Source organism: Citricoccus sp. NR2 (genome assembly GCF_027594385.1).
Classification (GTDB): domain Bacteria; phylum Actinomycetota; class Actinomycetes; order Actinomycetales; family Micrococcaceae; genus CmP2.
The window spans coordinates 2,477,169-2,492,490 of the sequence record NZ_CP115154.1 but is presented as its reverse complement, the minus strand read 5'-3'; the positions used below and the strand labels follow the sequence as shown (position 1 = coordinate 2,492,490).

General features: G+C 62.6%; 14 protein-coding genes and 1 tRNA gene. 13 read left to right on the top strand and 2 right to left on the bottom strand.

From position 1 onward, the window contains the following. Nucleotides 1-255: 255 nt before the first annotated feature. The 12 genes from O1A05_RS11615 (at nucleotide 256) to O1A05_RS11560 (ending at nucleotide 11,424) form a co-directional block, all read left to right on the top strand. A complete protein-coding gene (locus O1A05_RS11615) occupies nucleotides 256-3,072 on the top strand; it encodes an Rne/Rng family ribonuclease (protein ID WP_442867633.1) in 2,817 nt (938 codons plus the stop codon). A gap of 263 nt (nucleotides 3,073-3,335) precedes the next feature. Continuing rightward, on the top strand, nucleotides 3,336-3,644 hold the full coding sequence (gene rplU / locus O1A05_RS11610; protein WP_270105371.1) for a 50S ribosomal protein L21: 309 nt from the start codon (nucleotides 3,336-3,338) through the stop codon (nucleotides 3,642-3,644). A gap of 60 nt (nucleotides 3,645-3,704) precedes the next feature. Continuing rightward, nucleotides 3,705-3,965 carry a 50S ribosomal protein L27 gene (gene rpmA / locus O1A05_RS11605; RefSeq protein WP_270105370.1) on the top strand — a complete coding sequence of 87 codons (261 nt, stop codon included), beginning with the start codon at nucleotides 3,705-3,707 and terminating at the stop codon, nucleotides 3,963-3,965. A 95-nt stretch (nucleotides 3,966-4,060) separates the two neighbouring features. Continuing rightward, nucleotides 4,061-5,614: a GTPase ObgE gene (gene obgE / locus O1A05_RS11600; RefSeq protein WP_270105369.1), complete on the top strand. Its 1,554-nt coding sequence runs from the start codon at nucleotides 4,061-4,063 to the stop codon at nucleotides 5,612-5,614. Between the two features lie 29 nt (nucleotides 5,615-5,643). Continuing rightward, on the top strand, nucleotides 5,644-6,825 hold the full coding sequence (gene proB / locus O1A05_RS11595; RefSeq protein ID WP_270105368.1) for a glutamate 5-kinase: 1,182 nt from the start codon (nucleotides 5,644-5,646) through the stop codon (nucleotides 6,823-6,825). Beyond that, a complete protein-coding gene (locus tag O1A05_RS11590) occupies nucleotides 6,822-8,099 on the top strand; it encodes a glutamate-5-semialdehyde dehydrogenase (protein ID WP_270105367.1) in 1,278 nt (425 codons plus the stop codon). Before proB ends, O1A05_RS11590 begins: the two co-directional genes overlap by 4 nt. Nucleotides 8,100-8,132: 33 nt before the next feature. Then, complete coding sequence (locus O1A05_RS11585; protein ID WP_270105366.1) at nucleotides 8,133-8,384, top strand: hypothetical protein; 252 nt, start codon at nucleotides 8,133-8,135, stop codon at nucleotides 8,382-8,384. 111 nt (nucleotides 8,385-8,495) lie between these two features. Next, entirely contained in the window at nucleotides 8,496-9,140 is a 645-nt protein-coding gene (gene nadD, locus O1A05_RS11580) for a nicotinate-nucleotide adenylyltransferase (RefSeq protein ID WP_270107578.1), read from the top strand. After that, nucleotides 9,137-10,240, top strand: a complete 1,104-nt coding sequence (locus O1A05_RS11575) for a hypothetical protein (RefSeq protein WP_270105364.1) — start codon at nucleotides 9,137-9,139, stop codon at nucleotides 10,238-10,240. The genes nadD and O1A05_RS11575 overlap by 4 nt, the downstream gene beginning before the upstream one ends. Nucleotides 10,241-10,287: 47 nt before the next feature. After that, nucleotides 10,288-10,677 (top strand): ribosome silencing factor, encoded by a 390-nt coding sequence (rsfS, locus tag O1A05_RS11570; RefSeq protein ID WP_270105362.1) that lies wholly within the window; start codon nucleotides 10,288-10,290, stop codon nucleotides 10,675-10,677. Beyond that, nucleotides 10,674-11,276: a histidine phosphatase family protein gene (locus O1A05_RS11565; protein WP_270105360.1), complete on the top strand. Its 603-nt coding sequence runs from the start codon at nucleotides 10,674-10,676 to the stop codon at nucleotides 11,274-11,276. Before rsfS ends, O1A05_RS11565 begins: the two co-directional genes overlap by 4 nt. Before the next feature lie 75 nt (nucleotides 11,277-11,351). Beyond that, nucleotides 11,352-11,424, top strand: a tRNA-Ala gene (locus O1A05_RS11560). A gap of 560 nt (nucleotides 11,425-11,984) precedes the next feature. Here O1A05_RS11560 and O1A05_RS11555 read toward each other — a convergent pair. After that, nucleotides 11,985-13,478: a DUF1846 domain-containing protein gene (locus O1A05_RS11555; RefSeq protein ID WP_270105359.1), complete on the bottom strand. Its 1,494-nt coding sequence runs from the start codon at nucleotides 13,476-13,478 to the stop codon at nucleotides 11,985-11,987. Between the two features lie 115 nt (nucleotides 13,479-13,593). Between O1A05_RS11555 and O1A05_RS11550 the strand changes: the two genes are divergently transcribed. Beyond that, entirely contained in the window at nucleotides 13,594-14,472 is an 879-nt protein-coding gene (locus O1A05_RS11550; protein WP_270105358.1) for an HAD family hydrolase, read from the top strand. 19 nt (nucleotides 14,473-14,491) lie between these two features. Here the strand turns inward: O1A05_RS11550 and O1A05_RS11545 are convergent, their stop codons facing one another. Continuing rightward, on the bottom strand, nucleotides 14,492-15,322 hold the full coding sequence (locus O1A05_RS11545; protein WP_270105357.1) for an ABC transporter ATP-binding protein: 831 nt from the start codon (nucleotides 15,320-15,322) through the stop codon (nucleotides 14,492-14,494).

The window sequence follows — 15,322 nt, the reverse complement described above, 5'->3', positions numbered from 1 at the left end:
GTGGAGGAACAAGACCCCCGGATGCTCGGTCAGCACGGTCGCATTTCGGCCGAGCTGACCCCTCACAACTGCTGGGTGGACGGGCCAGGACTGGCCGCCGTTGGTTCTGTCGGTCAGCGCCCCGCATCCAGTGGGGACTGCCACGACAGTTCATTCACGACTTTGAGTTCGCGGTGTGTATCGAGCACCTAAGGACGCCGCACCGGCGTCGGCCGATCCACGGACCACGCGAACCGGACAGCCCCAGGCTGCGGGGTGTGGCCCAGCGAGGGGCAAGGAGGCGCTGCCATGGCAGCCACACCATCGAACGAGACAACTGAATCAACCACCGAGAACACCACCGCGCAGCCGGCCGTGAGCGAGATGGACTTGCTCTTCCAGGCTCCGGATTTCTCGCACCTTCCGCCCGTCAAAAAGCAGAAGCCGGCACCGCAGGACGCCGACGATGACACTTCGGACGACTCCGACGACGAGCGCGACGGGGCGTCCCGCTCCGGGAACCGGTCGCGTCGGCGCCGTTCCCGCGGCAACCGCACCGCCGACTCCGACCAGAACCGCAACGATCGCCACGATGCGGAAGCTTCCGCCGATTCCGACGAACAGGATTCCTCCGACCACGACGCCGAGGATCAGGACCAGGGGTCCGGTGACTCGCGTGACGGTGATGACCAGAACTCTGGCTCCGGGGTAACCCGTCGTCGCCGTCGTCGCCGCCGTGGTGATTCCGATATGGAACTGGATGGTGGTTCCGAGGGCGACCCTGAGAACACCGTGACCCGCGTGCGTGCTCCGCGCCAGGCCGCCTCTACCGGGCCCGACGCTGTGACCAGCCTGAAGGGCTCCACTCGTCTCGAGGCCAAACGCCAGCGCCGTCGCGACAACCGCGGCCAGCGCCGCCGTCATGTGATCACCGAGGCAGAGTTCCTGGCGCGCCGCGAATCCGTGGACCGGAAGATGATGGTGCGGCAGCACGAAGACCGCATCCAGATCACCGTGATGGAAGACGGTGTACTCGCCGAGCACTTCGTGTCCAACACCACCCAGGACTCCCTGATTGGCAACGTGTACCTCGGCAAGGTGCAGAACGTGCTGCCCTCTATGGAAGCGGCTTTCATTGATATCGGTCGCGGTCGCAACGCCGTCCTCTACGCCGGCGAGGTCAATTGGGACGCCGCTCAGCTGGACGGCAAAGCGAAGAAGATCGAGAACGCGCTGAAATCGGGCGACTCTGTGCTCGTCCAGGTCACCAAGGACCCGGTGGGTCACAAGGGTGCGCGCCTGACCAGCCAGATCTCGCTGCCCGGTCGCTATCTGGTGTACGTCCCCGGTGGTTCGATGACCGGTATTTCCCGAAAGCTTCCCGACGTCGAGCGCAACCGGCTGAAGAAGATCCTTAAGGATCACCTCCCGGAGAACGCCGGCGTCATCGTGCGTACCGCCGCCGAAGGTACGTCCGAAGATGAACTGATGCACGACATCAACCGCCTGCGCGCCCAGTGGGAGACCATCGAGTCGAAGTCCACCTCCAAGAAGGTACTCGCACCGGAGCTGCTTTACGCCGAACCGGACTTGACGATCAAGGTCGTCCGCGACGTCTTCAACGAGGATTTCTCTTCCATGGTGGTGCAGGGCGACGCCGTCTGGGACAACATCGAGGCGTATGTCACCTACGTGGCACCGCATCTGCTGGATCGACTCGAGAAGTGGGAGCCGAACGCCCACGACGATCAGGACCTCTTCGAGGCCAACCGTCTCGATGAGCAGCTACACAAAGCACTGGAGCGCAAGGTCAACCTGCCCTCGGGTGGTTCACTGGTGATCGACCGCACCGAGGCAATGACCGTGGTCGACGTCAACACGGGCAAATTCACCGGCTCCGGCGGCAACCTCGAGGAAACCGTCACCAAGAACAACCTTGAGGCTGCCGAGGAAATCGTCCGGCAGCTCCGTTTGCGCGATATTGGCGGCATCATCGTGATCGACTTCATCGACATGGTGCTGGAATCCAACCGCGACCTCGTGCTGCGCCGCCTGGTGGAGTGCCTGGGACGGGACCGCACCAAGCACCAGGTCGCTGAGGTCACCTCCCTGGGGCTGGTGCAGATGACGCGCAAGCGCATGGGCACCGGCCTGGTCGAGGTCTTCTCAGAATCCTGCGAGCACTGCAACGGCCGCGGCATCATCATCCACGATGAGCCCATCGAGCACCGTCGCAGCCACGACTCCCACGGCAACCCGCGCTCAAACAAGTCGGGCCGCGGTCGTCAGAACAACCGCACTAACGACCAGGGTGGGCGTCAACAGAACGAGCACCATAACTCCCAAGATCAGGATCAGCAGGAGAACTCATCCGCCTCCTCCGGTTCTCGTCGTGGACGTCGTCGTCGCGGTTCTTCGGATCAGCAGTCCAACGGCCAGGATCAGCAGCAGACTCAGGACCAGAGCGTTGTTGCCCATGAGCCGGAGGAAACTCCGGAGGAGAAGGCAGATCGAGAGGCACGCGCCGAACAGACCCGCAACGCGCTGGCCAGCATTGCCGCGGCCAGCCACCTCGCCACCTCAGGGGAGGACGACGTCAAGGGCTCGACCGAGTCGCCTGAGTCGCCTGAACCCGCTGAGACCCTGACCATCGGGGGAGAGCCCGTGGAGGTGCCGCAGAAGCGTTCCTCGCGGTCGCGCCGTTCGCGTCGGTCTGCCTCATTGCCGGCACAGAACCAGTCGACCCAGGGCAACGATTCGACGCCGGACGCTGGAGCGACGTTGAACGAACTGAACTCCGCACTCGACCAAGCCGAAGAGCAAAAGGAGAAGCAGACCCGCACTCTGGGTGCCGCCGCATCCACCACGCGTCCACGGCGCCGTCGTGCTGCGTCGTCGGACGGCGCGAACGTCACCGTGCAGAGCGCGGATGACGCTCAGTCCGCCGGTGAGGGATCCAGCTTCACGGCCACCGCGAAGGCTCCCAGCGCGGCGGCTACCGGATCCGCTGCCCCGCAGGGTGCTGCCGCGCCGGTCATGCTGGGTGTAGGTGTCAAAGCCGAGGAGATTTCCTCACCCGGTCGTGATTCCTGACACATCCATGGAACTCGGGCGCGCCATTTGGTGATGCCGCCGGGCTGTGGGTACTATAGATGACTGGTGCTGTGATAGCTGACAGTGTTGGTGTGCCCGGAGACTCGCGAAACCGTGACGTCTCGCCCCTTGAGAATTGACCGGCTCTACGGCCGTGATTCGGCCAGGCGGTCTGCCCCGGTCCCATCGGATGAAGTCACAAACCAACGTGCTCGAGAATGCACAGTAAGTAAACATTGAACGTCGAGAGAAGTGAGTCCCAAGTGGTGTACGCGATTGTCCGCGCTGGCGGCCGCCAGGAAAAGGTTTCCGTGGGAGACCTCGTAACCCTTGACCGCGTTCCCGCTGAGGCCGGAAGCTCCGTTGAGCTTCCCGCTCTGATGCTGGTGGATGGGGACAAGGTCACCTCCGGTGCTGAAGATCTTTCCAAGGTCAAGGTCAGCGCCGAGGTTATCGAGCATTCCCGTGGCAAGAAGATTGTCATCCAGAAGTACAAGAACAAGACCGGCTACAAGAAGCGCCAGGGTCACCGTTCTGAGCTGACCACCGTCAAGGTCACCGAGATCAAGTAAGCTTTTTGCAGTCACCGCCGCGGTGGTGAATGCGACATCTGACAACGAAGGAAGTATGTCATGGCACATAAGAAAGCTGGCAGCTCCAGCAAGAACGGCCGCGACTCGAACGCACAGTTCCTCGGCGTGAAGCGGTACGGCGGTCAGACCGTCTCCGCCGGCGAGATCCTCGTGCGCCAGCGCGGCACCAAGTTCCACCCGGGCCGCAATGTCGGCATCGGCAAGGACGACACCCTCTTCGCTCTGGAAGCCGGTTCTGTGGCTTTCGGTTCGCGCCGCGGCCGCAAGGTCGTCGACATCGTGCCAGCTGCCGCTGAGTAATCAGCGCCCAGCTACTACGCTCCAGCGGGGGCGGACCCATGCTGGTCCGCCCCCGCTGTCGTCTTAATAACAGTCCCCGACCCACAGGAGTTCCGATGGCCGCGTTCGTCGATCGCGTCACCCTGCACGCCACTGCCGGTAACGGCGGTCACGGATGCGTCTCCGTGCGTCGTGAAAAGTTCAAGCCGCTGGGTGGGCCCGATGGTGGCAACGGTGGCAACGGCGGCGACATCACCCTCGTGGTGGATGCCCAGACCACCACGCTGCTGTCCTACCACCACCTGCCGCACCGCACCGCGGGCAACGGCGAGCCCGGTAGAGGCGACAACCGCCACGGCAAGAACGGTGAAACCCTACGTCTGTCCGTGCCTGATGGCACCGTGGTCAAGGACGCCGACGGCAACATCCTGGCCGACCTGGTGGGGGAGGGCGCCGAATATGTGGTGGCCCATGGCGGCGTCGGGGGCCTGGGCAATGCCGCCCTGGCCTCTCCCAAGCGCAAAGCACCCGGTTTCGCCCTGCTCGGTATCCCCGGCGAACACGCCGACGTCGTCCTCGAGCTGAAGACCGTCGCCGATATCGCCCTCGTTGGCTTCCCCTCGGCTGGAAAGTCCTCGCTCATTGCCGCCCTGTCTGCTGCGCGACCCAAGATCGCCGACTACCCGTTCACCACGCTGGTCCCGAACCTCGGTGTGGTGCAGGCCGGGCAAATGCGTTACACGGTGGCCGATGTACCCGGGCTGATTCCCGGCGCCTCACAGGGGAAGGGCCTCGGGCTCGAGTTCCTCCGTCACGTCGAACGCTGTGCCGCACTCGTGCACGTTTTGGACTGTGCCTCCTTGGAAACCGACCGCGACCCCTTGTCTGATCTGGAAGCGATCGAAAACGAACTAGCCGCGTACTCAGTGGAACCCACCTCGGAACAGCAGGCCGAGGATCTCATTCCGTTGCACGAGCGCCCTCGCTTGATCGCGCTGAACAAGACCGACTTACCCGATGGCACGGAAATGGCCGACATGGTGCGCGAACAGCTTGAAGAGCGCGGCTACCGGGTTTTCGATGTGTCCGCACTTGCTCACCAGGGCTTGGACCCGCTCAAGTACGCCATGGGTGAGCTCGTGGAAGAATCCCGAGCGAGACAGGTACCGGTGGAAGCCTCACCGGTGGTCACCATCGAGCCGAAAGTGCGCCGCAAAGGCGGACGTCCCGAAGAGTTCACCCTGCGTCGCGAAGAGCGCAACCTTAAGCCTTTGTTCCGGATCCGCGGTATCAAGCCCGAGAAGTGGGTGGCTCAGACCGACTTCACCAACGACGAGGCCGTGGGTTACTTGGCGGACCGCCTGCACCGACTCGGCGTCGAAGATCGTCTATTCTCCGACGGCGCCCGTCCCGGGGACACTGTGGTGATCGGCGACGACGAGACCGGCGTGGTCTTCGACTGGGAGCCGACCATCTCCACCGGATCCGAGGTTCTGTCTGGTCCCCGCGGTTCGGACTTGCGGATGGAGCAAACGTCGCGGCCCACGCGCGGAGAGAAGCGCAAAGAATACGAAGACCTCAAGGCTGCACGTGCTGGTGTGCGTGCGGAGATGGACGAGGAACGTCGCAGTGGTTTGTGGACCGACTACGACTCCGAGACTCAGAACTGAGGCATCAGGAGAGAAGGCAGCACGGCGCTGTGAGCACCAAACACCCCAATAACGTCAACCCCGTGCAGGGACGCAGCACCATCCGTCGCGCCCGGCGGATCGTCATTAAGATTGGTTCCTCCTCGCTCACCTCATCTGAGGGGGTGCGCCAGGAAGCGATCGACTCGTTGACCCGGACCATCGCCGATTTGCGCAGGCAGGGCAGCGAAGTGGTGCTGGTCTCCTCCGGGGCCATCGCTGCCGGACTGAAGCCGCTGGGTCTGGAACGACGTCCCAAAGATCTGGCGACCCAGCAGGCCGCCGCCGCGGTGGGGCAAGGGTGGCTGCTGGCCGAGTACTCGGAATCGTTCTGGAAGCACGGGCTCTCCGTAGCTCAGGTGCTGCTCACCGCCGAAGAACTGATGCGGCGCACCCAGTACAACAACGCGTTCCGGGCCCTGAACCGCCTGTTGGATCTGGGAATCGTCCCCATCGTCAACGAAAACGACGCGGTGGCCACCCAGGAGATCCGTTTCGGTGATAACGACCGGCTCGCCGCGCTGGTGGCCAATGTCATCAAAGCCGACATGTTGCTCCTGCTCTCCGATGTGGACGCGCTTTACGACGGCCCACCCTCCCGTGAAGGATCTCGACGCATCACCCTGGTCCGCGGCCCGCAGGACCTCGAGGGAGTCACCATTGGGCGCGCCGGACCCGCCGGAGTAGGCACCGGGGGCATGGTGACCAAAGTCGACGCCGCCGAGATCGCCACCGGCTCCGGAATCCCCACGCTGCTCACCTCGGCCCCCAACGCCCAACTGGCCATTGACGGGGAGGACGTGGGCACCTGGTTCGCCGTCTCGGGCCGGCGGAAATCCGCACGCGCCGCCTGGCTGGGGCTGATGGCCGAAACCCGCGGTCGCATCACCATCGACGACGGCGCGGTGGCAGCGGTCGTGGATCGCGGACGCTCACTTCTGCCGGCTGGCATAACCGGTGTCTCCGGACGTTTCGAATCCGGCGACGCCGTGGAGATCGCCGACTCCACCGGCGAGGTCATTGCGCGCGGTCTGGTGAACTACTCTTCGACGGAACTGCCTGCCATGGTGGGGCGCTCCACCGCCGAGCTACGTGCCGAACTCGGGCCAGAATACGACCGGGTCGTCGTCCACGCCGATGATTGCGTCCGACTACGACGTCGCACAGCCACGCGCACTAGACTGAACTCATGACCATCGAGCTCACTGAGATTGATCAGCGCATCCTCTCCATGTCCCGGCAGGCCCGCGAGGCCGCGCGCGAACTGGCTACCGCTTCGCGCGCCCGTAAAGACTCCACCCTGCGGGTGATGGGCGAGACGATCCTGGCGAATCAGGAGTACATCCTGAAGCAGAACGCCGAGGATATTGCCGATGCCAGCGCTGCCGGCCTCGCCGAATCGATGATCGACCGCCTCACTCTCACTCCCGAACGGTTGCAGGGTCTCAACGACGCGCTCATTGAGCTGGCCGCACTGCCGGACCCGGTGGGGAGTGTGTTGCGGGGACAGAACCTTCCCAACGGCATACGTATGCAGCAAATTCGGGTGCCCCTGGGCGCCGTGGGCGCGATATACGAGGCCCGTCCCAACGTCACCGTCGACATCGCGGGCATTGCGCTGAAATCCGGCAACGCCGTGATCCTGCGTGGCGGCTCCGCTGCGATCAAGACCAACACTGCGCTGATCGCCGTTCTTCGCGAGGCCGCGGAAAAACAAGGCTTCCTACCCGCGATCATTCAGGGCATCGACGAATTCGGTCGTGACGGCGCGACCTCGCTGATGACCCAGCGAGGCAGCGTCGATGTACTCATCCCGCGCGGTGGCCGCGGACTCATTCAGTCCGTGGTGCAGAACGCCCGGGTTCCGGTCATCGAAACTGGTGAGGGCAACGTTCACGTCTTCGTGGATGCCTCCGCTTCGGTGGACATGGCGGTCAATATCGTCAAGAACGCCAAGACTCATCGCGTTTCCGTGTGCAACTCGGCCGAAACGCTGCTGATCCACCAGGACGCCGTCGAAGCCGGCAGGGAAGTGCTGCGCATGCTGGTGCGCTCCGGCGTTCAGCTGCACGTCGACGAGGCCGCACGACAGTGGCTACCCGAGGGCGCAAACGCCGCTACCGCCACGGACGAGGACTGGGGCACCGAGTACCTCGAGATGGAGATGGCGGTGCGTACCGTCGCCTCACTCGATGAGGCCATCGAACACATCAACACGTGGTCCACCAAACACACCGAGGTCATCGTCACCAACAACCTGAGCAACGCGGAGACCTTCATCGATCACATCGACGCCGCGGCAGTCATCGTCAACGCTTCCTCACGGTTCACCGACGGCGGCCAACTGGGCTTGGGGGCCGAGGTGGGCATCTCCACCCAGAAGACCCACGCACGAGGGCCCATGGGTCTGGAAGAACTGACCACCAGCAAATGGGTACTTCGCGGCAACGGTCAGACCCGCGCCTAAAGTGGCACGGTGCACTCGTGCAGTAGACTGGCTATGGCTTTTACCGATTTCGAGGGAGAATCACCGATCATGCTGAATCTGATGACCGTTCTGGCCGAGGGCGGCCACCACATCGTCAACGAGCTGCCGTTCCCCGCGTGGGTCTTCGGCGTGGCGATCTTCGCGATCTTCATGTTCCTGCTGCTGGCAACCCTGTCCCTGCGCTCGGTCTCCCAGCGCCACGAGAGCCCCTCCACGGATGTGGAACACCACGGCGGGTCTGCAGGGCACGGTTCGGGCCACTGAGCCTGAGCCATCCACCTGTCGAACAACGACGCACCGAGCACAGTGGCCGCAGCTACCAAACATCGCGACGTACCTGATCGCGCCGAAGCTCGGCGATTCCGCCTGGGCATCATGGGCGGAACCTTCGACCCGATCCATCACGGACACCTCGTCGCGGCCTCAGAAGTTGCCAGCGAGTTCGACCTCGACGAGGTTGTTTTCGTCCCCACCGGCGAACCCTGGCAAAAATCCGGACAGCAAGTCTCGGCCGCTGAGCATCGCTACTTGATGACGGTGATCGCCACGGCCGCGAACCCGAGATTCACCGTCTCCCGTGTGGATATTGATCGGCCAGGCCCCACCTACACAGCGGACACGCTGCGTGATCTCGCTCAGCTGCGACCCGACGCGGAACTGTTCTTCATCACCGGCGCCGACGCCATGGAACAGATCATGACCTGGAAGGACGTCGACCGCATCTGGGATCTCGCACATTTCGTCGGCGTGACGCGCCCCGGTCACGAGCTCAACGACTTCGGGCGCAAGACGGACATTTCGCTGATGGAAATTCCTGCCATGGCCATCTCATCCACCGACTGTCGTCGGCGCGTGGAGGCGGGGAAACCCGTGTGGTACCTGGTTCCCGACGGGGTCGTTCAGTATATCGGCAAGTATGGCCTGTATACTCCGAAACTTAGCGAAGTCGGCGCATCGGGGCCTGAAACTCTTCACACCCCGGCTGCCGCCCTGTCCCGTAGCAGTGAGGTGAACCCGTGACCCCGTCCGACCACTCCGAGGCTCTGCCTTCTCGTCGAGAGCTCCGACGCCGTCGCGAGCAACAGGCAGAAGACACGGGGACCACCCCGCTCGTCGAATCGGAACCGGAGTCCACGGAAGCGCCAGAGTCGTCACGGGCGCGCCGCGCCGCCAATTCACCGGTCGATGCCCCCTCCACTACCGCATCGCAGAATGTCATCGCTGGCGCTGACCACCCACGACGTCGATCCCGTCGTGCTGATGTCGGCGTCACCAGTCATCCTAAAGATGCCCGCATGGCAACCTCGTCCATTCCGATCGTCTCAGCCGAAGAAGAACCGGTACCGGCGGCAGATCCTGTAGCAGCCGATGGGCAGGTTGCCGGCGAGCGTCCATTGACGCGACGCGAACTGCGGGAACGCCGTCGTCACGACGTGACCGGCGAGTCCGAATTGAGGGAGACTGCCGAGGAAGATTCGCAGGCTAGTGATTCCGCAATGGAGGCGTCCCCGGTCTGGGACGAGTCGGGGGTGACCTCGACGCAGTCCTTCAAGGTCGCCATGGGCATCTCCGATACCGGGATGCTGAACTCGATTGACGCCGAGCGTGAAGCCATTGCCCGCGAAGCCGCGGCACTGAACCAGAAGATTCAGGAACACGGCGCGTCGAACCCGCACGACATTGATCCAGAACTGCTGCGAGAGCAACAGGCTCTGGCCGAACGTGCCCGTGCCCTGGCGGAGCGGAACGAGTCGGAAAACTTTGACGACGCCGATTTCGCACCCGCTGGAGACCAAGCTCCCTCGGAGCCAGCACCGGAATCTGTGCCGGCACCTGTCGAGGAAGCCCCCGCGGAAGAACCTGCGCCGGAACCTGAGCTCACGTCGTCGGCCCCTCGCCGTCGAAGTGACGTCGAGCAGACCCGCAGTACCTCGGCCACCGCAGAGCGTTCCGAGGCACCAAGCAACGAACCCATTGGCGCGCAGACGGCCCACGGACTCGACCCACTGGATACCCGTGAGTGGACGTCGCGTGAGCGGACCTACATGATGGTCTCCGCGATCGTTTTCGCCATCGGCATCATTACCCTGATCATCGGAGTGATTCTGATGTCACGCTAGCCACCAGGCAGCTCCGTTCAATATACATTTCAGCACCAAGGAGATTCGTGACCGTTCCTGACTCCACCCGGCAATCACTCATCATCGCGGCGGCCGCCGCCGCGGACAAGCTCGCAGAGAATATCTCCGCCGTCGACGTGGCCGAGCGGATCGGCATCACCGACGCCTTCATGTTCGCCTCCGCCGAATCGGATCGTCAGGTGAAGTCCGTCGTTGAGGCCATCGAAGATGCCCTGCGCGACCACGAAGATCTCAAGCCGATCCGTCGAGAAGGCGTCGACGCCGGGCGTTGGGTGCTCCTGGACTTTGGGCACTTCGTCGTTCACGTCCAGCACGAAGAAGAGCGGGCACTCTACGCCTTGGACCGGCTCTGGAACGACAGCCCGCGGATCGAACTCAACCTTCCGGAGAGCGGTACCGAGGGCAATACGGCATGAAGCTCGTCTTGCTTCGGCACGGCCAGACTGACTGGAATTTCGAAGACCGGTATCAGGGCCGCAGCGACATTCCGCTGAACGCAGTTGGCCAGAGACAGGCTCTCGAAGCGGCCGCCCGGTGGACGAATGTCGAATTCGATGCTGCGTTGGTCTCACCCCTGCAACGTGCATACGACACCGCCTCCGCTGTCGTGGGGCACCGCTCGATCGAACGACACGTCATGGACGACCTCATGGAAACCGCCGGCGGGGATTGGGAGGGGCTGACCTTCCCGCAGATTCGCGAGCAGTGGCCCGAGATTTTTCGTGACTGGCGTGCATCAAACCGCGACGCGGGCCCGGTAAACGGTGAGACTCCCCGTCAAGCTGGTCATAGAGTAGTCACGGCCGTGACCGAGTGGATTTCGATGCAGTCATCAGTTCGCAGCCTGCTGGTGGTTGGGCACGGAAGTGCGCTGCGCGCAGCAGCTGCACAATTGGCTGGATTTTCGGATGAAACGTACCCAGAATTGTCACGTCTCGACAATTGCCACGCACACGTTCTGACGCAGAACGGCGCCGATTTTGGGCGTTGGGAACTCGTCGAACAGAATGTCTGAGAGTCGATTTGCTCAACGCTCGATTCAGTGTGTATATTAGATGAGTTGCTTCCGGAAGGAAGCGAAAAAACCTTCGGGGGTATGGCGCAGTTGGTAGCGCGTCTCCATGGCATGGAGAAGGTCAGGGGTTCGAATCCCCTTACCTCCACTCATGTAATGTCCTGGGACATCGTGCAAACGATGTCCCAGGACATTCGTGTTTTCTGGCTACGTTTTGGCTGGCCCCGCGGATTTTCCGAGGACGAAGATGCTTCGAGTCTGGAGTGCTTTCACGCCGGCGTATCTGGCCACGCGGGTGCCGCGCGAGATTCTTGTTGCTCACCGTGTTCACAGAATTTTCGACGGGGCACGATGTTGCTGCTTAGGAGGCAGGCAGTTCGTGTTGCCTTGCCCTGCTGCGCTCGGGGCGTTCTTTGGACGTGTGCGGGTGTGCCTGCGGTGACTGTGCCTGGTTGTCGCCTCGGGCTGTGCATGTAGTTGTAGGGCTTCTGCCGCCGACTGGGTGGCGAACGATGTCTGTGGACATTAGGTGAAGGATCTCTAGGTGCTTCCAAGCCTCCGATTGAGTGGTCCTGGATAGCGAAGGATGTCTCAGGACATGGGTGAACGATGTGTTGAGATCACACACCCTTACCTCCACTCAAGGAAATCAAAGGCCTCGCTCACAGAGCGAGGCCTTTGTCGTTGGGGCGAAGCCCGAGGGCTACATCAGCGCTTGTGATAGAGCTGTTTGCGCTGATAGACGGCATCCGAGGTGACCAACATTCCGAGGTTGCGGAAGATGCCCTCATCCACGGTGCCCAGGATGGTCGTGGTGTGCACTTCACAGTCCTGCAGGTTTTGCAGCTGATCAAGGGCGGCACGTGCCTGCTCCGAGGACGCAGCTTCCACAGACAGAGCGATAAGCACCTCGTCGGTATGCAGGCGCGGATTCCGGGAACCGAGGTGGTTGGTCTTCAGCGTCTGAATCGGCTCGATTGAGCTCGGGGAGAGCAAATGCACATGGTCGTCGATGCCGGCCAAATGCTTCAACGCATTCAGAAGCATGGCAGCGGAACAACCGAGTAGCTCCGAGGTCTTACCCGTGATGATAGTTCCATCAGCAAGTTCCACTGCCGATCCGGGGGCCTCCGTGGTCTCTGCGACCGCACGCGCCGGTTGGACCACTGCGCGGTCTTCGGGTTCGGCGCCCACCTTGGTCATGACCACACGGATGCGCGACGACACTTCGTGGTCGAGATTATCGCGTCGTTCGTCCACGAGTGCCTTGAAGTAGCGGCGGATGATTTCCTGGCGCGAGGCTTCGCGACAGACGTCGTCGTCGGAAATGCAGGCACCGACCAGATTCACTCCCATGTCGGTGGGGGACTGGTAGGGCGAGGAACCGTAGAGCTTCTCCAACATGGAGCGCAGCAGTGGGAAAACTTCGACGTCACGGTTGTAGCTCGTGACCTGTTTCTCGTAAGCGGCCAGGTGGTAGGGGTCGATGACGTTGATGTCATCCAGATCGGCCGTGGCTGCTTCATAGGCCAGATTGACCGGATGATCCAGTGGGAGGTCCCAGATCGGGAAGGTCTCGAACTTGGCGTAGCCGGCGCGGATGCCGTTCTGGTGATCGTGGTAGACCTGAGAGAGGCATGTGGCGAGTTTGCCGGAGCCGGGTCCGGGGGCGGTGACGACGACCAGATCCCGGGTGACGTGTGCGTGCTCATTGAGGCCGAAGCCGTCGTCGGAAATGATCCGATCGGAATCCGCCGGATAGCCGGGGATCACCCGGTGCTGCGCCACGGTGAGTCCGATGCGTTCGAGTTTGCGGCGGAACGTGTGGGCGATCTGATTGTCATCTTCTAGCTGGGTGATGATGACGTGCTCAACGAGGAATCCACGTTCGCGAAAAACATCAATGAGACGTAGGACGTCGTCTTCGTAGGTGATGCCGAGATCTGCGCGGACCTTCTGCCGCTGGAGGTCCTTGGCGTTCAGACAGACCAAGATCTCCACTTCGTCTCGGAGGCGCTCCAGCATGGCGATCTTGTTGTCGGGTGTAAATCCGGGCAAGACACGCGAGGCGTGCATGTCGTCGAAGAGTTTGCCGCCCAACTCCAAGTACAGTCGGCCGCCGATCTCGGCGCGACGCTGCGAGATGTGCTCGGATTGCAGGGTGATGTAGCGCTGTCGATCGAAGCCGATAGGGTGGGGCATGCTGATTCTCTCTGGGTCGACATGAGATTCTGCACCATCCTATGCGGTGTCGACCGCTAGCGGGCGGGAGGTCATCGGGGTGTTTGATTCGAGCGGAGGTGAGATGCTGGAAGTGATGACTACTTCGATAGAAACTGACCAGGTACATTCGCCTCGCCCATGGACCGCGCTGCTGCAGGATTCTGCGGTGTTGGCCCCGGTGCGGTTGGTCGCCTGCGACATGGATGGCACCCTGCTCGAGGAAGACGGCTCCGTTCCTGGGCCTTTCTGGGTCCTGGCTCGGGCGCTTCACGAGAAGGGCATCAAGTTCGTGCCGTCCTCGGGGCGGCAGTTGGCAACCCTGCAGCACCTATTTAGCCCGGCATCGGGTCTTTCATTCGTTGCTGAGAACGGGGCCATCGTTGAGGCGGATGGCGAGGTGGTGTTTCGGCACACGCTCGACCAGAGCGCCGTCGACCAGCTCATTGACCGTGTTCGTGAGCTGCAGACTGAGGGCACCGATGCCGCGGTCATGGTCTGTGGCAGCGACATGGCGTACATGGAGTCGACTGAGGCTCATCACCAAGCCGCGGCCATGCCGTACTACCGACACTTCACGGTGGTCCCCGATGTGAAAGACGTCACCACCGATGTGATGAAGGTGGCGGTGTACGTGGGCAATGCGGCTGCTGAAATGACGGACGAACTGCGCGCGGTGTCTGGGGACGCTTGCCGCACGGTGCATTCGGCGCCGCATTGGGTGGATGTGATGAACATCGACACCAATAAGGGTCGTGGACTCCAAGAGCTCATGGATATTCAAGGACTGAACTCGTCCGAGGTGCTGGCCATCGGCGACTTTATGAATGACGTCGAGCTTCTTGAGGTAGCAGGGGTTGCCTGTGTGGTGGCCAACGCGCACCCAGATCTGGCCGCCCACGCCGACTACGTCATTCCCGCCAACACCGATCACGGGGTGCTGCAACTATTGGACCGCCTGCTCCAGGTGGTCTAACCCGTCAGCGCGGACCGTTCTAGGCTCCCGTTGCATCGGGCTGCGGTTCGAGTCCGACGCTGCGTGGATCCAGCGGGACCACCATCGGTGTCTGGGTGACTGGGTCGGGAACCACGCGGCAGGCCAGACCAAAGACGTCATGCATCATGGTCTCGGTGATGACCTCACCCGGTCGACCGGTGGCCACCACCTCGCCAGATTTCATCACGATGAGATGGTTCGCGTAGCGGGCCGCCTGGTTCAGGTCGTGAAGAACGGTGATGACCGTCTTGCCCTGGACATGGAATCCACGCAGGAGCTCGAGCAACTCGTACTGATGGGAGATGTCGAGGTAAGTGGTCGGCTCATCGAGCAGCATGATGGGGGTCTGCTGGGCCAACAACATAGCCACCCAAGCACGTTGCCGCTGACCGCCAGAGAGTTCGTCGACCATGCGGGCGGAGAGGTCTTCCAACCGGGTGGCCGATAACGCTTCCGCCACGGCCTCACGGTCGGAGGGCCGCCACTGCTGGATCATGGACTGATACGGGGCACGCCCACGGGCCACGAGATCGGCCACCCGAATGCCATCGGGCGCCAGGGACGTCTGGGGGAGTAGCCCCAACTCTCTGGCGACCTGCTTGGACGGGTAAGAATGGATGGCTTTACCATCCAGGCAGACGGTGCCGGCGGTGGGCCGCAGGACGCGGGCGAGCGCGCGCAGCAGCGTTGACTTGCCACAACCGTTGGGGCCGATGATGGCGGTAAATGCGCCGTCGGGAATGTGTGTGGAAAGATTCCGGCTAATCACCCGCTGGTCATAGGCCAGCGTGGCGTCCTCGACGACGAGGCGTCCGCTCTTCTCGGTCAT

What these genes read in the sequence shown, in the direction of transcription:
- rpmA (WP_270105370.1), top strand. Translation starts at nt 3,705, where the DNA reads ATGGCACATAAGAAAGCTGGCAGCTCCAGCAAGAACGGCCGCGACTCG.
- obgE (WP_270105369.1), top strand. Translation starts at nt 4,061, where the DNA reads ATGGCCGCGTTCGTCGATCGCGTCACCCTGCACGCCACTGCCGGTAAC.
- O1A05_RS11590 (WP_270105367.1), top strand. Translation starts at nt 6,822, where the DNA reads ATGACCATCGAGCTCACTGAGATTGATCAGCGCATCCTCTCCATGTCC.
- O1A05_RS11585 (WP_270105366.1), top strand. Translation starts at nt 8,133, where the DNA reads ATGGCTTTTACCGATTTCGAGGGAGAATCACCGATCATGCTGAATCTG.
- nadD (WP_270107578.1), top strand. Translation starts at nt 8,496, where the DNA reads ATGGGCGGAACCTTCGACCCGATCCATCACGGACACCTCGTCGCGGCC.
- O1A05_RS11565 (WP_270105360.1), top strand. Translation starts at nt 10,674, where the DNA reads ATGAAGCTCGTCTTGCTTCGGCACGGCCAGACTGACTGGAATTTCGAA.
- O1A05_RS11555 (WP_270105359.1), bottom strand. Translation starts at nt 13,478, where the DNA reads ATGCCCCACCCTATCGGCTTCGATCGACAGCGCTACATCACCCTGCAA.
- O1A05_RS11550 (WP_270105358.1), top strand. Translation starts at nt 13,594, where the DNA reads ATGACTACTTCGATAGAAACTGACCAGGTACATTCGCCTCGCCCATGG.
- O1A05_RS11545 (WP_270105357.1), bottom strand. Translation starts at nt 15,322, where the DNA reads ATGACCGAGAAGAGCGGACGCCTCGTCGTCGAGGACGCCACGCTGGCC.